Below are 17,964 nucleotides of genomic sequence, written 5' to 3'. Positions count from 1 at the left end.
CTTAACTAAGAATCTAAAACGCCTGCTTTATAGCAGGCGTTTTTTATATCTGTATACTAGATTTAACCTTCATTACTTTGATAGTCACTATGCGATTGATAGCTGCCCTAACATTAGCGTGTGTTTCATTTAGCACCCTTGCCTACACACCGTTGTCTTATCTTCCTGAAGGAAGCCGCTCGAGTTTAGTTCTAGAATCACTTTCCACTTCAACCGATCAAGTGAAACTCAATACGCAGCAACTGTACCCACCTGCGAGTACCTTAAAGCTCGTGACAGCTTTGGCCGCAAAACTAGAATTGGGTGACGAGTTTCAATTTTCCACTGCGATGTACAAACAGGGTTCTGATGCTGTCATTCTGTTCAGTGGAGATCCAACCTTAACCAGAGAACACATTAAACAGCTATTGAAGCAGTATTCTGCGCGATCCTCTAACACCATTAAGGGAAATATTTGGTTGGATAATAGCGCATTCACAGGCTATCAAAGAGCGGTTGGGTGGCCTTGGGATATTCTGGGGGTCTGTTACAGTGCGCCAGCAACAGCCATTACGCTAGACGAAAACTGTGCACAAGCCTCCATCTACACACAGCAAGATGGAAACACCCGCGTTTACATACCTGCACACTACCCAATTGATGTTGCCACCCATGCATCTACGGTTTCGAAATCAGGTCAAAAAGCCACTCAGTGCGATCTTGAGCTAATTACCTCCCCAAATAATCAATATCGCTTATCAGGATGTTTAGTTGAACGTAAAAAGCCTTTACCACTTAAATTTGCGATTCAGAACCCCGAGCTTTATGCCCAAGAAATCGTCCAACAATTAGTTAAAGAACTGAGAATAAATTTTGACGGAGATGTATTGATTGGTCAGCCTTTAAATAGAGCTAAGCCACTACTGATTGCGACTCATCAATCAGTCAAACTCCCCGAGTTGCTCGATATCATGCTAAAAAAATCCGATAACTTAATTGCAGACAATCTAACAAAAGCGTTAGGTGGGCATTTCTACGTTCAAGCGGGAAGCTTCAACAATGGAACGGAAGCGATTAAACAAATATTATTAACGAAAGCATCGATTGATATACGAAATGCCCAATTGGCTGATGGCTCTGGCTTATCAAGAAACAACCGTATGACGTCAAATGATATGAGTCAGGTACTTCGCTATATTTGGAAACATAATGACGAACTAGGTTTGATTGATGCATTACCCACGTCTGGGCAAAGCGGCACATTAAAGTATCGTTCGAGTATGAGAAAGGCACCTATCGAAGGACAAATCCTTGCAAAAAGTGGCTCGCTTTACGGCAGCTATAACATGGCGGGCTATGGTCTAGATAAGCACGGAAGCCCTAGTAGCTTATTCGTTCAGTTTGTGAGTGACTACCATCCACAAAAAAGGGACAACGACATTCCTGTCGTAGCCCCAATTGTACAGTTCGAAAAAGCGTTTTATAACGACATAATCAAATTTAGCCAGTCCAACTAGTCTAAGCCTGTGAACACTTTTCTAGGCTATACCAAGAAAGGTGTTCACTACGGTAAAGTAGATCCACATCCCTGAAATATCGACAATCGAAGCTAAAACCGGACTAACCAACACTGCTGGGTCTAGCTTGAATAAGCGAGCGACAATAGGCAACCCACCGCCAAGCACTGTTGATATGGTCACTTGAATAAACAGCGCTACCGCGATAGCGAAAGCAATCATGTTGATGTCATAACCACCTGTCGATTGGTTTTCGCTAAATAGTAAAATACGCCCAATCATCACCACCGCAATCGCTAGCGCTAAGCAAATAGCAACTCGAAACTCTTTCCATAGAACATTGGCCCACTGACGTTTCTTCAATTCACCAGTGGCTAAGGCTCTGATCACCAAAGTGGCGGCTTGGGTTCCCGTATTTCCCCCTGCTGCAGCGATGACCGGCATATAGATAGCTAACAGTACCAGTTGGCTAAGGACATCTTCATACTGAGCGATGATAAGACCAGAGACGATACCTAGCAGTGCTAACGCAATGATCCAACCAATACGTTGTCTGACGTGGCTCAGAACACCTGTAGAAAGGTAACCCTGTTGAGGCTCAGCCTCTGAATAGATTAGCCCTAGTTGGTGAGCTAGATGTCGCGAGCGCTTTTCAAAGCCTTGCTCCTCTAGCTCACTAAGTAGAGCTTGAATCGTACTTAGAGAACATTGCCCTAATACAAGTACTGCATCTTCAAGCGGCATGCAGTTCAGAAGTCTGACTTGCTGGTCACGCCCGTATTGCTGAAATGCATTCGATACCGCTTGGATGTCTTGCTCTGAGTACAGAGCTTCAATAGATAAAAAAGTGTTGTTCATTACCGTCATGGCGAATCTCCCGATTGGCAAAGGTAACGACCATCAAAACAAGTAGCCTATAGCGAGTACACCTAGAGCGTATGACTATATACATCAAGAACGTATAACTAAGCGCACCAAGAGCTTAAAGCACTGATGTGTCTACTTGTTAGAATCTAGAGTGTGGAAAAGAATGAGGGGAAAACAAAGATACCCTACCTGAACGGCAGGATAATAGATCAATACCGAGACAGGTTATTCTTCTCCATTCAAACTAGGAGGATGGTCGGTATTGTTCATAAAAATCTCCAAAATTACTGTCAGTTCGACAGCGCGCATAGTGTAGCAAGCCTGCAAAAAATTCTTCGTCAAATTCCTGTCAATAAATAGAGAGCAATAAAAAAGGCATCCGTAGATGCCTTTTGTTTAATCATTGATGTGTATTATTACTTGATAGTAATACGAGCAAACTTACGCTTACCTACTTGGTAAACTGCGGTACCCGCTTCAGGTACAAATTTGCTATCTGCGATCTTCTCACCTTCAAGCTTAGCAGCGCCCTGCTTAATCATACGCATCGCATCAGAAGTCGAGTTTACTAGACCCGCTTCTTTTAAAACGTTAGCAATTGGTAGGCCCGCTTCAAATTCGAACTCAGGCATGTCATCAGGCACTTGGTTTTTAGCAAAGCGGTTAACGAACTCTTGCTCTGCAGCGTCAGCATCTGCTTCGCTATGGAAACGAGCAATGATCTCTTTCGCTAGAAGAACTTTAACGTCACGTGGATTTTTACCCGCTTCAACGCCAGCTTTCAGCTCAGCAACTTCTTCAAGTGGACGGAAAGACAGCAGCTCGTAGTAGCTCCACATTAGATCATCAGAGATAGACATGATCTTACCAAACATTTCGCTTGGTGCTTCGCTAATACCGATGTAGTTGTGTGCCGACTTAGACATCTTCTTAACGCCGTCTAAACCAACAAGTAGTGGCATCATCAGTACCGCTTGTGGTTTTTGACCTGCCGCTTTTTGCAGTTCACGCCCCATTAGTAGGTTAAACTTCTGGTCAGTACCGCCAAGCTCAACGTCGCTCTCTAGTGCAACAGAGTCGTGACCTTGTAGAAGTGGATACATGAATTCGTGGATAGCGATCGGTTGACCACCAGCGTAACGCTTTTTAAAGTCATCACGCTCAAGCATACGAGCAACTGTTTGATTAGAAGCAAGGCGAATCATGCCTTCAGCACCAAGCTCAGATAACCACTCTGAGTTAAAACGGATTTGCGTTTTCGCTGGGTCTAGAATCTTAAATACTTGTTCTTTGTATGTTTCAGCATTTTTCAATACGTCTTCACGGCTTAGTGGTGGACGCGTTGAGTTTTTACCTGATGGGTCACCAACCATTGCAGTGAAATCACCGATAAGGAAGGTTACTTCATGGCCTAGCTCTTGAAATGCACGCAGTTTGTTAAAAATAACGGTGTGGCCAAGGTGGATATCTGGCGCTGTCGGATCGGCACCTAACTTAATACGTAGAGGACGACCTTCTTTTAATTTAGCGATTAGCTCTTCTTCTGGAATCAGCTCTTCTACGCCACGTTTGATCTCGGCTAATGCAGCTTCAATACTCGCCATTCTTGTTCACTCCCACAGATTTGGCAAAAATATAATAGTTCGACATCTTACTTGAATAGCGATGCATTTTGAAACCAGTTAAACTATTCTGTTGTCTATTTTCACAATATTTACAGAACGAACCGGAACATGTTGTCTATTTTTGCACGCCTTCCCCTATTGCACCGGGCTTTTATTGCATTCTTTAGTGCTGTAATTTTTGTGGCTCTTTTCTTACTCCCAGACGCGAATAGCCTGCGAGATACAGAAAACCGCCTCAAAGTCGGAAAACACTACCCTCTCACTATTAATGCTGAAGCACTCGCTTCTGGTGCAGATGTCGCTCCGACTGCAGTACTCAATTGGGAGAAATACACGGTTCGCTCTGGCGAAAGCACAGCTGTTCTATTTAAACGCATTGGCTTGTCTCCACGTTTACTCCATAACTTAGTGAATACTAATAAAGACACTAAAGACCAGTTATCACGCCTACGCCCAGGGGATGTGCTCCAATTCGGTTTTGATGAAAATAACGATCTTATCCAACTTAAACGTCAGCTCAGTGCTTTCGAAACGTTTCGTATTACCAAATCTGGCGATAAGTTCACCTCTGAATTCGATAAGAAAGAGGTGAACTATCAGTACAATTACGCTCAAGCCGATATTACCTCCAACTTTTGGAATGCTGGAATCAACGCAGGATTGACTGCGAATCAAATTATGGAACTTGCCGGAATCTTCGGTTGGGATATCGATTTTGCATTAGATATTAGAGCCAAAGACAACTTTAAAATTCTCTACCAAGAGAAAGTTGTTGAAGGTGAAGTAATTGGACGCGGAAAAATTATCGCGGCTATTTTCCAAAACCAAGGCGACACATTTACTGCCATTTTAGATGATAAAAGTGGTAATTATTACGATGAAAATGGTCGAGCTATGAAGAAAGCTTTCTTGCGCTCCCCTATCGATTTTCGCCGTGTAACATCAAACTTTAATCCTCGCCGTAAACACCCAGTAACGGGCAAGGTTCGTGCTCATAGAGGAACCGACTACGCCGCACCGGTAGGCACACCGATTTGGGCTGCGGGTGATGGTATTGTTCAAAAATCAGGGTACAACCAGTTCAACGGTAATTATGTTTTCATTCGTCATAGCAATACTTACATCACTAAGTATCTACACATGAAAAAGCGTTTAGTGAAAACAGGACAACGTGTGAAACAAGGGCAAACGATAGGCACCTTAGGGGGAACCGGGCGAGTTACTGGTCCTCATTTACATTATGAATTCCTTGTAAATGGCGTTCACAAAAATGCTCGGACAGTGAAACTACCCCAATCGAAATCACTTAAAGGCAAAGCTAAAACTACCTTTGTCGCGAACTCTAAAATTCGATTGGATAAGCTGGAAAGATATGGGCAATTGCTCGCCACTAACTAAAATAAAAAAGCGACTTAATTTAAGTCGCTTTTTTGTATGGGAAGACCCGTTATTAGCCTTCCTTCGTTTTATTTCGCCCCAACATCAGTAAGCATGGCGTCAAAACTAAGGTTAAAACAGTCGCGAAAGCCAGACCACCGGCAATAGCGGTCGCTAACTGCGACCACCACTGAGTACTTGGTGCGCCAAATTCTATCTTTTGATTAATCAAATCGATATTCATCTCCAGAACCATCGGCATTAATCCTAAAATAGTGGTAATCGTCGTCAATAATACTGGTCTTAGACGCTGTACCCCGGTCCTCAAAATAGCGTCTCGCTTCTCTAGTCCTCTTTTCAAGAGTTGGTTGCAAGTATCGATCAATACAATATTATTATTCACCACGATCCCAGCTAGTGCGATCACCCCAATACCCGACATCACGATTCCAAATGGCCTTTGAAAGATAAGTAATCCTACAAAAACACCAACCGTTGAAAACAGTACAGCACTCAAAATCAGAAAAGCCTGATAGAAACTATTAAACTGCGTGATCAAAATTAACGCCATGACGGCTAACGCGACTAGGAAAGCACTTTGCAAAAATGCCGACGAATTTTCCTGCTCTTCATTTTGGCCTCGAATTTTAAATTCAACACTCGAGTGCAGTCCCAATTCAGCGAGTGCTAGCTCGATCTTGGGAAGTTCTAGTGCCAAATTATAACCATCTGCCATATCGGCAAGGATATTGATGACACGTTCACCATCAATACGCTTGATCGTATCTTGTTTATGATCCGGCACTATCTGAGCAAAATTGGTAATAGGGACTAATCCAGCCGGAGTTTTTACTCTGAGCTGATCAAACCGACCGATATCGCGCTTTTCTTCCGGATAACGAACTAAAATATCCACTTCTTCAGCCGAATCGTCAGGTAAGTAATCGCCAATCTTCAAACCATTCGTCACAAACTGTACCGTATTACCCACCAGTGTCGCATCAGCGCTAAATCGTGCCGCGTCATCACGACGAATATCGATTTTCCAGTCGATGCCATCCTTACTGGCAGTATCACTAACGTTGATAAGAGCTTGATTCTTGTCCGCCCACTCTCTCACGACTCTGGCTGCAGTATTGAGCTCATCAGGGATTCGAGCAGACAGCTCAATGACAAGATCATTTTCAACCGGTGGACCAGCATCTGGAAACTTGAATTCTATTTCGACCCCTGCGTATTGATCAGTACTTTGCTTCAGTTCCTCAATAATCATTTTCACAGAACGGCGATACTGCCAATCCACGGGGGTTATCGATATCTGACCAATTTCATTGTCCCCACCGGTCCGAGTATAAATACTTTCAAACTCATCATGGCCTAACATAATTTGTTCTATATCGCGCATGATCACGTCTTTCTCTTGAATAGAAAGGTCACCATGAGAGCGAACTTTGACATTAAAATAAGGAGGGTCCACTTCAGGGAAAAATTCTGCGCCAAGCCCCGCTTTTGCGTAAGTAAACCCAACCGCAACAGTGAGTAGAATAGCGCCTAATAAGATCTTCAAAGGATGCTGAATAGCCAATGATAGGGTATGAAAATAGACCTTAGTTAATCCCTTAGCCTGTCCAAAATCACCATCATACCGCGTAAGCATCTGCTTTTGATTACTCCCGGAGACATATTGAGGCTTACCTATTAATCCTCCCAATACTGGAACAAACAGAAGAGCCATCACCAATGATGCTGTAAGCGTCGCGATCAAAGTGAGTGGTAAGAACTTCATAAACTCACCGGTGATATCAGGCCAGAACAATAGAGGAGCGAATGCCGCTAAGGTCGTGGCTGTTGAAGCCGTAATCGGCCAAGCCATTCTTTTCGCAGCGTCTCTATAAGCTTCTTTTCTTGGCATTCCTTCCTGCATTCTTCGGTCAGCAAACTCGGTTACCACAATGGCTCCATCCACCAGCATGCCAACGGCCATAATGAGTGAAAACAGCACCACAATATTCACCGTTAACCCAAACAAAGACAGCACGAGTAAACCTGTTAGGAATGAGCCAGGAATAGAGATGCCCACCAGTAAGGCAGTACGAACGCCAAGGATCGCAATGATGACAATGACCACCAGAATGATCGCCGACAGAATATTGTTTTGTAGATCATTCAGCATGATCTTAACGTCCTTGGACTCGTCCCAGGTGTATTTCACCAATAGATTACTGGGCCAATCCTCTTTTTGCTGAGCTCCGGCCATGACAGCTTTGACCAACTCGACCGTTTCAATGATGTTCTCGCCTGCTCGCTTCTTTATGTCTAATACGACCGCAGATTTACCATCCAGCCGAGCAAAACTCTCTGGATCTCTAAATGCTCGCCTTACCGTAGCGACATCTCCAAACGTTACTACCTGCTTACCATCAACCTTAATTGGAAGCTCTAAAACATCTTTTAGAGAATTAAAAACCGATGGGACTTTGACAGAAAATCGACCATAGCCTGTATCGACAAACCCCGCCGCTACCACCCGATTATTCAGCGCGATTAGGTTATAGATATCGGCTTGATCTAAGCTGTAGCTTTCCATCAATAGCGGATCGACAATGATTTCAACAATGTCTTCTCGATCGCCTGCAATATCGACTTCCAATATTTGGCGATAACTTTCTAGCTTATCTCGCAGCTGCCTCGCGATATGAACAATCGTTCGTTCTGGCATGGTGCCATATAGCACTACAGATAGGACTGGCTGCTCAGAAGCTAGAGTCACTTCGTTGACTGTTGGCTCATCACTGTCGGCTGGTAACTTTGGCTTAGCCAGATCGACCGCATCTCGCACATCTGCCATCGCTTTGCTGAGATCAGCGCCAACGTTAAACTCCAACATAATCGAAGCATGCCCTTCAGCTGCCGTCGAGGTCATCTCTTTGACACCTTCAATAGAACGAAGCTCTTGCTCTATTGGGCGGACCAATAAACGCTCTGCATCGGTGGGAGAGATCCCTTGGTGCCCAACAGAAACATAAATGATCGGAATGGTGATATCTGGGCTAGATTCTTTTGGTATCGCGATATAAGTGCCGACACCCGCAATCAAGATGAGCAACAATAATGTCAGCATAGTGCGAGCTCGAGAAATCGCAGCATCAATAAGTGAATACATGTTTACTCCTATTGAGCCAATTCATCTGACTGTCTAACTGCAATCACTTCATCACCATCACGTACAAACCCTTGGCCAACGGTAATGATGTCAACTTTGCTTCCCAACCCAGTGAGCCAAACCCCATCTTGTTCTGCTTTGACTAACTGAATAGGCACAAATTGGACGATTTGCTTACCTTCTTTTGGCTGGATGGTCTTAATACCAAGGTTACCGCTTTCGTCAAGCGCGAGCATTGCCGGTGTAATTTTGATGGCAGGCGTCGTTGCTAGGTTCAAAGAAACTTCCGCACTGACTCCAGCAGGAAGCTTTCTGTCTGAGTTAGCAATTTCTATCTCGATCGGAAAAGTATTTGTGGACGGAGACGATATACGCGATATGTACCTTAGCGTCCCTTCAACGTGATTTCCTCCTAACAAACGTACTTCAGCGGCTTGTTTGTTCACTAACTGTTGGATATGTCTTTCACTGACATCAGCTTCAATGACTAACGGGTCTAAGTCGATGATCCCAGCAACAGGATCTCCTACTCCGACAAAATCCCCGACTTCTACCTGTATGTCTTGAACAATGCCGGAAAAGGGAGCACGAATCGTTGTATTACTTAACGCTAATGCCGCATTGCTCTTTGCCGCTTTTGCTTCTGTTAAGGCAGCTTGAGCGGAGGAATACGCAATTTCACCTTGAAGGCCACGATCTTTTAGGGACTGTGCGGCTTTGAACTCTTTTTGTTTTAGGCTCAGTAAGGCCTTCGCTCTTTCCAGTTGGATCGAGAGATCGCCTTTATCTATTTGAATGACCGCCTGGCCAGATTTTACGGTATCTCCCTTAGCGACATTAAGCCGCAAGATTTTACCTGCGACTTCAGCGCCTAATCTTGCATGTCGATCTGGAGCAGTTCGGCCATAAAGGTCGATGGACTTAGAAGTGTCTTGCGCTAAGAAAGTTTGAAAAGAGACCTTTGCTAAAGGGACATCACTGCTTTTCTTGGTGACTGGCTCTTCAGCATGAAGCACACCTAATCCTAACCAAGTAGACAACAATGCGATTAATAAAATCGAAACAAGCCACGGTCTTTTTGAGAAAAAAGTACCAATAAAGATATTGGGCATACGAGTCCTTCCTATGGTCTTTAGCTCATTCAAAGCTAAATGGTTGACGAGACGTAACTTCCTGATACATCGCCTTTACCATAACAGAACTCTATTTATTAAATGTGAGAGGAGCTAGACAGTTTAATCAATATTTAAGTGTAGAAGCCTCTTAACATACCTCTCATTGAGTTGAACAAAAAAGCGCCGAACTTTCGTTCAGCGCTTTTAATAAAATTTGATATTCCGCTCAGCTAATTAAACGCTGAAAGAAGCACCACAACCACAAGTTGTTGTCGCATTTGGGTTATTTACAAAAAAACGTGCGCCTTCAAGGCCCTCAGTGTAATCCACCACGCCACCCACTAAGTACTGGAGACTCATTGGATCGACGACTAAAGTGACACCGCTGTTCACGATTGTAGTGTCACCATCGTTCACTTTTTCATCAAACGTAAAGCCATATTGGAAACCACTACAACCACCACCCGTAATGTATACACGTAGCTTCAGCTCTGGATTTTCTTCTTCAGCAATCAGTGTCTGTACACGGCTAGCTGCTGCATCAGAAAAAGATAATGGGATATTTGCTTCGCTCACGACAACCTCTCTCACTTCGTGTCAAAAACAACCTGATACAAATCATTCAGAGATCATAGTTGTTGAATTCTTCTTAATATAGCGGTGATTATCTAATACCTGACTGATACGTTCAAGTATTCACCAGTAGGATTCGCCTTTTTCCCACTATTCTGCACTATCTTCGAACAAATTAATCTCTTAATACCGCTAAACCATCACATTCAAGCGAATATATTGGCGAAATTATTCCTAGATGGATTTTGGAGCGGTACAATGCGGGCAAATTGGTCCGACAATCAAAAGAGGATATATCAATGACCAAATCAGCAGAGCTGTATCAAAAAGCGCAGAAAACCATTCCAGGTGGTGTTAACTCACCAGTTCGCGCGTTCAATGGCGTAGGCGGTTCACCAATCTTTGTTGAGCGTGCAGATGGCCCGTTAATTTTTGATGCTGATGGTAAAGCATACATTGATTATGTAGGTTCTTGGGGACCAATGATTTTAGGTCACAACCACGGCGCTATTCGTGATGCTGTGATCGAAGCGGCTCAACGCGGCTTAAGCTTTGGTGCGCCAACTGAATTAGAAATTAAGATGGCAGAGCTAGTATCAGAGATGGTGCCATCCATGGAACAACTGCGCATGGTTAGCTCAGGAACGGAAGCAACCATGAGTGCAATCCGCCTAGCTCGTGGTTTTACAGGCCGTGACAAAATTCTTAAATTTGAAGGCTGTTACCACGGTCACGCAGACAGCTTGTTAGTAAAAGCTGGATCTGGCGCTCTAACACTTGGTCAGCCAAGCTCTCCAGGCGTTCCTGCTGATTTTGCAAAGCACACGCTAACAGCTACATTCAACAATCTAGATTCTGTTCGTGAATTGTTCGCTGCAAACAAAGGCGAAATCGCTTGTATCATCGTTGAACCAGTTGCGGGCAACATGAACTGTATCCCTCCAGTAGAAGGTTTCCATGAAGGTCTTCGTGAAATCTGTGACCAAGAAGGCGCGTTACTGATCTTTGATGAAGTTATGACGGGCTTCCGTGTTGCTCAAGGTTGTGCGCAAGCTTACTACAACATCAAACCAGACCTAACGTGTCTTGGTAAAGTCATCGGCGGTGGCATGCCAGTCGGCGCATTTGGTGGTCGTAAAGATGTGATGCAATACATTGCTCCTACGGGGCCTGTTTACCAAGCGGGTACGCTGTCAGGAAACCCTGTCGCAATGGCTGCGGGCTATGCATGTCTATCTCTTCTAAAAGAAGAAGGCAATGAGAAACGTCTTGCTTCAAAAACTAAGCAACTTGCCGATGGCTTTAAACAGCTAGCAGACAAGCACGGTGTTCCGCTACTAGTGACACAAGTCGGTGGTATGTTTGGATTCTTCTTCACCGATCAAGAAGTCGTGACTTGCTACGAAGACGTAACTAAGTGTGACGTTGAACGTTTCAAGCGTTTCTTCCACCTAATGCTAGATCACGGTGTTTACTTAGCGCCTTCAGCTTTCGAAGCGAGTTTCACTTCTCTTGCGCATGGCAGCAAAGAGATTGAAGCGACTTTAGAAGCGGCAGATCGTTGTTTCGCAATGATTGCTGCAGAAGCATAATTGAAAATAACTCATTGTTCTAAAAAGGGCTGTTTCCACAGCCCTTTTTTAATCCCACAGTAAAAATACCAACAACATAATGGTACCAAGTAGCATTCGAAACCAAGGAATCTCCTTCTTTTCTTCTACTTTCTCGCACTTATCATTATTGCAACAACCCATTATCTAAACTCCTCATTGCTAACTTACTGTTTTGACGCCATTATAAACCCAGAACGTTACTTGAGAGATAGCTACTGTGTCAGAAAAAATCAAAATCACTTCGAGCCACTGGGTCATCGTTGTCGCCCTACTTGCCGCAGCATACGCGTGTTTTCTATTAATCGAGCCTTACGTAAACTCGATCATTATGGCTTTCATCATATCTCTATTGATGTTCCCTATTCATGATTGGTTAGAGAAAAAACTGCCAAACAAAGCCAATATCGTGTCGTTACTATCGTGTATTATTTTAACGTTCATCATTGTTATTCCATTGTTGGCCGTTTTTGCCGCTATCGTTCAGCAAGGTTCATTGTTTTCACAGAATACCTACCAATGGGTCACACATGGTGGCATTCAAACTTTATTTGAACATCCATTAGTGATTAAAGCGCTAGCGTTTGTGAACGACTACTTACCGTTCGATAATATTGAGCCTCAATCCATTGCTCAAAAAGTTGGTGAATTTGCCACGAGCTTTGGTTCAAAACTTGTCGCTTTAAGTGCCAAAATCCTTGGTGATGCGACCAATTTCTTAATGGATTTCTTCTTGATGCTGTTTGTGCTCTTTTTCCTACTTAGAGATCACGACAAGATTATCAACGCCATTCGTCATATCCTGCCACTTTCACGTAGCCAAGAAGACAAACTTCTTTCTGAAATAGAGCAAGTTTCCAAATCTGCGGTTATGGGATCATTCTTAACAGCAATTGCTCAAGGTTTTGCTGGTGGTATCGGCATGTGGATTGCTGGATTCCCAGGCTTATTCTGGGGCACAATGATGGGATTTGCTTCTTTTATTCCAGTGGTTGGTACCGCACTGATCTGGATTCCTGCGGCGACTTACTTATTCCTAACTGGTGACACCACTTGGGCTATTGTCTTAACGGTTTGGTGCATTGCTGTCGTAGGTTCAATTGATAATCTACTTCGCCCGTTACTCATGCAAGGCAGTGCGGGAATGAATACATTAATGATTTTCTTCTCACTATTAGGTGGTATTCAACTGTTTGGTTTAATTGGTTTAATATACGGCCCACTGATTTTTGCAGTCACCATTGTACTGTTCAATATCTATGAAGAAGAATTCAAATCCTTTCTAGATAGCCAAGACAACAGCTAAAACACTTCAAGCTTAAGGCGGATTATGCGAAAATCCGCCCTCTTTTTTTTGCAACCATTCACGAGTGCTCTTTATGTCTGCATACATAGCCCCAAGCCAAATCGCTCAACGCCAACTCGCTTACTTCGAAGGTAAACATGTATTAGTTGCCGGAGAAGCTGAAGATCTGTTCCCTATCGAACTGGCTAAGCACTGTGAATCGGTCACGGTATTTACGTCAAATTACAGCTATTACCGCCAATTAGATGGACAATCTAAGGTTCAACGCATCTATGGTGCGGAGTTCACAGAAGATACTCAAGCGGATCTTATTTTACTGTATTGGCCGAAAGCGAAAGCAGAGGCGGAATACCTATTAGCCATGCTTTTAGCAAAGCTAGGAAAAGACACGGAAATCGTCGTTGTTGGTGAAAACCGTTCTGGTGTAAAAAGCATTGAAAAGATGTTTACTCCCTACGGCAAAGTCAACAAATACGACTCAGCTCGCCGCTGCTCGTTTTACTGGGGACAATGCTTTGAGCAACCTCAAGCATTTAATCAGCAAGATTGGTTTAAAACTTACTCCGTCAACATTGGGGACGATACTCTAACAGTAAAGAGTCTGCCTGGTGTATTTAGCCATGGAGAATTTGACGTAGGAAGTCAGCTATTACTTGATACGCTGCCGCCACTTAAAGGCAAAGTTCTCGATTTTGGTTGTGGTGCTGGTGTTCTAGGCGCGGTCATGGCGTCTCGCAATCCAACTATCGAATTGGAAATGTGTGATATTAGCGCTTTTGCTGTCGCTTCTAGCCAAGCAACTTTAGCAGCAAACGGGATCAGCGGAAAAGTTTTCGCATCGGATGTTTATTCTGATACTGCCAATGACTATCAGTTTATTATCAGTAACCCTCCGTTCCATTCCGGTCTAGACACAAGTTATAGTGCGACTGAAACGTTACTGGCAAAAGCACCCAGCTACTTAAACAAGAATGGCGAGCTTCTTATCGTCGCAAACAGTTTCTTAAAATATCAGCCAATTATTGAACAAGCGTTTGGTAAATATTCGACGCTAAATAAGACGTCAAAATTTGCTATCTACCATTCAAAAAAGTAACTATTCTGTTAAGTGCAGGCTAGCTCCTGCACTCTTCCCTCTTAAAAACGCCGCTTTCTTCCCTAAAAATGCGTATTCGCACACGATTTAATTACCACTTACTTGTCAAAGTAAAAAAACTCGTTAATTTCGTTAAATTAGGATTCGTGTATTTTGTAAATTAAAGACTGTATACGTCAATTTTGACGCAGTTTCTCAAAGGAAAGTAGTACCTCACCTATGTTTAGATTTTATCGAAAGCAAAGATTTAAACGCCTGCAAAACACCTTAATGATGGCGTTTCTTGCGCTTAGTATCACACCTGTGACTATTATTGCGATCTTCTTCCTCCAGTCGCACAGTAAAGATCTTCAAGAACAAAGCACCTCTCACCTAGTCTCTGTTCGAGATACCAAGCAAACTCAAATTTTAGATTACCTACAAGCCCAAGAGTCACAAGTAATGGGATTCGTGCGTTCTGAGTTAGCAAATGCCAGCGGCGGGCGCTTTTATGGATTAGTCAACGCGTTCCAACGCCTTGGGTTGGACATAGAACAAGCTCGTGCGAACGCACAACAGCGCTATATAAAAGGTTCAGGCGATCAAATTAAGACCTCTATTCTTCCTGAATCAAGCAGCTACGTAGGCAGTGAGCGTTATCGTTTATTACATAAACGCTATCACGCTACCTATCTAGAGTTGCTCAAACGCTCTGACTTTGATGATATTCTGCTTGTCGATATCACGGGCAACGTCACCTATTCGGTCTATAAACACGAGAACTACGGAACGAATTTGCTAACAGGGGCTTACAAAGACTCTAACCTTGGCAAAACCTTCCAGCGCCTGGCCGACGAAGTAACCGAAAAAAGAAAATCAAATGAAGATTACACGCCAGTTATCGTTTCTGATTTCTCCTTTGAAAACGGCAAACAAACGGCATGGTTGGGTGCTCCTATCATTCAGCAAGGTTACTTACACAGCTACGCGATGTTCCGATTACCAATCAATGGAATTACCAAGCTAATTGCCGATATCAACAAGTCGTCTAACCTGCAAACTTTACTAGTAGGAAGTGATTACTCACCTCGCAACTTGGCTCATGACCAAGAAGCTATCAACCTGAGTTTAGAGGTTGTCGATAAAGCGCTGAATGGTCAAACGGATGTAGGCACATTCAGTAATAGCCTTGAACAAGCGATCATTGCAGCATACGCCCCTATTAAGCTCAAATACGCGACATGGGCATTGGTTGTCGAGCTGCCAGAGAAAGAAGCATTTGCTCGCATCCATCAGCTAGAAAAACTGTTTGTGATTGCAATGCTCACCGCGATCATCTTAGTAGTTATCGCTTCTCACTACCTTTCAAATTTCATTACCTCGCCGCTACTAAAACTGACTTGGGCCGCCGAAAAAGTTTCAGCTGGCGATCTCGATGAAACGATGATCAACACCGAGCGTAAAGATGAAATAGGTCGATTAGCCGTCAGCTTTGAGCGTATGCAACGTTCAATTCGTGAAAAAATGCAGCTCATCAAAAGCCAAAATGTAGAATTGGAAGATAACTTAAAACTGATTCAAAAACAGAATGATGATCTTCAGCTTGCGAACAAACTCAAAGATGAATTTTTAGCAACGACTTCTCATGAGCTTAGAACGCCTTTGCACGGTATGGTGGGTATTGCTGAGGCATTGATCTCTGGTGCCAATGGCCCTATCCCGGCCAACCAAAAGTATCAACTCGACATCATAATTAATAGCGGCCAGCGATTGGCGACACTAGTTGATGACTTACTGGACTATCATAAGATGCGCTACGGTAGCCTAGATATTCAAAAATCAGCCGTTGATCTTGCTAGCGCAACCAGCCTTGTTTTAGAACTATCAAACCATCTACTTGGCACGAAACCTATTCGAATCATCAACCAAGTACCAATGGATCTGGCGCTTGTTTCGTCCGACCCGCAGCGCTTGGAACAAGTGATGTATAACCTAATCGGTAACGCAATCAAGTACACGACTGAAGGTAAAATCGTTATCTCTGCAAGTATTATCGATGACAACATTCGTGTTCAAGTTGTCGATACTGGGCAAGGTATTCCAGCAGAGCACCTAGAGCATATTTTTGAACCTCTCATTCAAGCGGGACAAGATGCTAGCCGCTACCGTCAAGGCGCAGGGCTAGGGCTTTCTATTAGTCGTCAATTGATCGAACTGATGGGTGGTTCTTTGTACGTAAGTAGTCAACCTATGGTTGGTACAACCTTTAGTTTTACTTTGCCACTAGCAAGTGAAGAGGAAATCGCGGAAACCCAATCGACGACCACACAATCTCACTTCCAAGCTCCGGACTTATCTGATGGTGCTCATCCAGATTCAAATCCAATCGAAGAAGATCCAAATGGTCCATTACTTGTGGTTGCAGACGATGAACCGGTGAATTTACGAGTCCTGGATAGCTTCTTAAAGCTTGAAGGGTATCGAGTAAGGACAGCAAAAGACGGACCTGAAGCCATTGAGCTCATTGCCAATGAAAAGCCAGAGTTACTGCTGCTTGATATTATGATGCCAGGCTTGAGTGGATATCAGGTATGTGAAGCATTACGTAAAGAATATGACCACGCACAGCTTCCTATTATCATGCTGACTGCACTTAATCAGGCTGAAGATCGAGTTCGTGGTTTTGAGTCAGGCGCCAATGACTACCTGTCGAAACCTTTTAATAAACAGGAATTAGCAGCCCGAATCACTGCGCACCTTTCTGCAAGTAAAGCCGAAGAGCGAAGAGTAGAAAATGACAAACTTCAGCTTGAGCTCAAGCAACGTGCAATTGTCGAAGCAAGCCTTTTGGAAACTCAAGGACGATTACTAGAGCAACTAGAGTCAGCGCCTGAAGCCATCATCTGTGTTCGAGACGACCATAAAATTCGTTTTGCCAATGAAGCCGCTGCTAAGTTGTTTAGACGCAGCCAAGAACAGTTAAAACGTTCGACTGCGGATGAAATCATCGCCCCTAAATATCTGGTCGTCGACCAAGCGCACTATTGTGGGGAGATAGACATCTATATTGAAGATACTCGACAGCACATATCGAGCGATATATTGAAGCTCCCAGAAGGCTCAGGGTTGAGCTCTATGTACATATTCAACGTTGGTGGAGGAGTTAACGCCACTCGTATCAACAACCTTGAAACCGCCATAGAGGCGCTATCTAGCTATGCATTTGAAGGTGATAAGGACAAACTCCAGCTGCTTAAAGAGCTAGGTGGTGAATTCACCAGAATTGCAGATAAGGCTTCCGGAGAAGGTAAAAACAAGCAAGAAATCATGCGTGAAGTTCTTGTCGATGCTATGACTAACTCCATTGATTACTGGGAATCAGTGACTGGGGAAACGAAATTTTCATTTGCAGAGAAAAGTGGGTTGTGGCGCGTCTACCTTGACAGAAGTACATTACAAACGCGTACACTGGATAAATACCTGCGAGTAGAGACCTTGCCAAAAACACCTCGTTGGAGAACAGTGTTGAGCTCCATTGAGTTTATTCTCGAGCACTGTAAGGAACAAAGTCCAGAACGAACTCACATTGAAGCACTCAGAGATAAACTTCAAAAATTACTCACCAGTTAATACTCCACATTCTCTTCACCAAAGCCTGCTTAATCGCAGGCTTTTTTCTTCCCAGATACAAATATCAACTTCAAAATTCTGAGGGATACTAGACCTTCGTCATCACTAGATAATGTCAAATTCCCCA

11 protein-coding genes are annotated in these 17,964 nt (G+C 43.6%); 6 read left to right on the top strand and 5 right to left on the bottom strand.

The features are described 5' to 3' along the window. The first annotated feature begins 89 nt into the window (after window positions 1-89). A complete protein-coding gene (dacB, locus tag ACHUFI_RS07335; RefSeq protein ID WP_394247717.1) occupies window positions 90-1,496 on the top strand; it encodes a serine-type D-Ala-D-Ala carboxypeptidase in 1,407 nt (468 codons plus the stop codon). 21 nt (window positions 1,497-1,517) lie between these two features. Here the strand turns inward: dacB and ACHUFI_RS07330 are convergent, their stop codons facing one another. Together ACHUFI_RS07330 and tyrS are read right to left on the bottom strand one after the other, a co-directional pair. After that, window positions 1,518-2,363, bottom strand: coding sequence for a magnesium transporter (locus ACHUFI_RS07330; RefSeq protein ID WP_394247715.1), 846 nt, complete (start codon window positions 2,361-2,363; stop codon window positions 1,518-1,520). 416 nt (window positions 2,364-2,779) lie between these two features. Beyond that, entirely contained in the window at window positions 2,780-3,967 is a 1,188-nt protein-coding gene (gene tyrS / locus ACHUFI_RS07325; RefSeq protein WP_394247713.1) for a tyrosine--tRNA ligase, read from the bottom strand. Between the two features lie 129 nt (window positions 3,968-4,096). Here tyrS and ACHUFI_RS07320 point away from each other — a divergent pair, with 129 nt between their 5' ends. Next, window positions 4,097-5,386: a peptidoglycan DD-metalloendopeptidase family protein gene (locus tag ACHUFI_RS07320; protein WP_394247711.1), complete on the top strand. Its 1,290-nt coding sequence runs from the start codon at window positions 4,097-4,099 to the stop codon at window positions 5,384-5,386. 52 nt (window positions 5,387-5,438) lie between these two features. Here ACHUFI_RS07320 and ACHUFI_RS07315 read toward each other — a convergent pair whose 3' ends face one another. The 3 genes from ACHUFI_RS07315 to erpA all read right to left on the bottom strand — a co-directional run bounded on the left by ACHUFI_RS07315 (window position 5,439) and on the right by erpA (window position 10,219). Next, the gene (locus ACHUFI_RS07315; protein WP_394247709.1) at window positions 5,439-8,528 is read right to left on the bottom strand and encodes an efflux RND transporter permease subunit; all 3,090 of its coding nucleotides are present in this window, start codon (window positions 8,526-8,528) and stop codon (window positions 5,439-5,441) included. A gap of 8 nt (window positions 8,529-8,536) precedes the next feature. Further along, the gene (locus ACHUFI_RS07310) at window positions 8,537-9,640 is read right to left on the bottom strand and encodes an efflux RND transporter periplasmic adaptor subunit (RefSeq protein ID WP_394247707.1); all 1,104 of its coding nucleotides are present in this window, start codon (window positions 9,638-9,640) and stop codon (window positions 8,537-8,539) included. Window positions 9,641-9,877: 237 nt separating this feature from the next. Continuing rightward, complete coding sequence (erpA, locus tag ACHUFI_RS07305; RefSeq protein WP_394247705.1) at window positions 9,878-10,219, bottom strand: iron-sulfur cluster insertion protein ErpA; 342 nt, start codon at window positions 10,217-10,219, stop codon at window positions 9,878-9,880. 296 nt (window positions 10,220-10,515) lie between these two features. On the opposite strand from erpA, the gene hemL reads away from it, so the two are divergent. The 4 genes from hemL (at window position 10,516) to ACHUFI_RS07285 (ending at window position 17,837) form a co-directional block, all read left to right on the top strand. Next, a complete protein-coding gene (gene hemL, locus ACHUFI_RS07300) occupies window positions 10,516-11,808 on the top strand; it encodes a glutamate-1-semialdehyde 2,1-aminomutase (protein WP_137355442.1) in 1,293 nt (430 codons plus the stop codon). Between the two features lie 238 nt (window positions 11,809-12,046). Then, on the top strand, window positions 12,047-13,132 hold the full coding sequence (locus ACHUFI_RS07295; RefSeq protein WP_394247703.1) for an AI-2E family transporter: 1,086 nt from the start codon (window positions 12,047-12,049) through the stop codon (window positions 13,130-13,132). A gap of 73 nt (window positions 13,133-13,205) precedes the next feature. Beyond that, window positions 13,206-14,228, top strand: a complete 1,023-nt coding sequence (gene rsmC, locus ACHUFI_RS07290; protein WP_394247701.1) for a 16S rRNA (guanine(1207)-N(2))-methyltransferase RsmC — start codon at window positions 13,206-13,208, stop codon at window positions 14,226-14,228. A 219-nt stretch (window positions 14,229-14,447) separates the two neighbouring features. Beyond that, complete coding sequence (locus ACHUFI_RS07285; RefSeq protein WP_394247699.1) at window positions 14,448-17,837, top strand: ATP-binding protein; 3,390 nt, start codon at window positions 14,448-14,450, stop codon at window positions 17,835-17,837. Window positions 17,838-17,964: the final 127 nt, after the last annotated feature.

It is taken from the genome of Vibrio profundi, from assembly GCF_043642225.1.
Lineage (GTDB): Bacteria > Pseudomonadota > Gammaproteobacteria > Enterobacterales > Vibrionaceae > Vibrio > Vibrio profundi_A.
Note: the sequence above shows the minus strand (reverse complement) of the source record. Positions and strands in the feature narration are given on the sequence as shown.

Coding starts and splice junctions, on each gene's coding strand:
- dacB (WP_394247717.1), top strand. CDS start 90: ATGCGATTGATAGCTGCCCTAACATTAGCGTGTGTTTCATTTAGCACC.
- ACHUFI_RS07330 (WP_394247715.1), bottom strand. CDS start 2,363: ATGACGGTAATGAACAACACTTTTTTATCTATTGAAGCTCTGTACTCA.
- tyrS (WP_394247713.1), bottom strand. CDS start 3,967: ATGGCGAGTATTGAAGCTGCATTAGCCGAGATCAAACGTGGCGTAGAA.
- ACHUFI_RS07320 (WP_394247711.1), top strand. CDS start 4,097: ATGTTGTCTATTTTTGCACGCCTTCCCCTATTGCACCGGGCTTTTATT.
- ACHUFI_RS07315 (WP_394247709.1), bottom strand. CDS start 8,528: ATGTATTCACTTATTGATGCTGCGATTTCTCGAGCTCGCACTATGCTG.
- ACHUFI_RS07310 (WP_394247707.1), bottom strand. CDS start 9,640: ATGCCCAATATCTTTATTGGTACTTTTTTCTCAAAAAGACCGTGGCTT.
- hemL (WP_137355442.1), top strand. CDS start 10,516: ATGACCAAATCAGCAGAGCTGTATCAAAAAGCGCAGAAAACCATTCCA.
- rsmC (WP_394247701.1), top strand. CDS start 13,206: ATGTCTGCATACATAGCCCCAAGCCAAATCGCTCAACGCCAACTCGCT.
- ACHUFI_RS07285 (WP_394247699.1), top strand. CDS start 14,448: ATGTTTAGATTTTATCGAAAGCAAAGATTTAAACGCCTGCAAAACACC.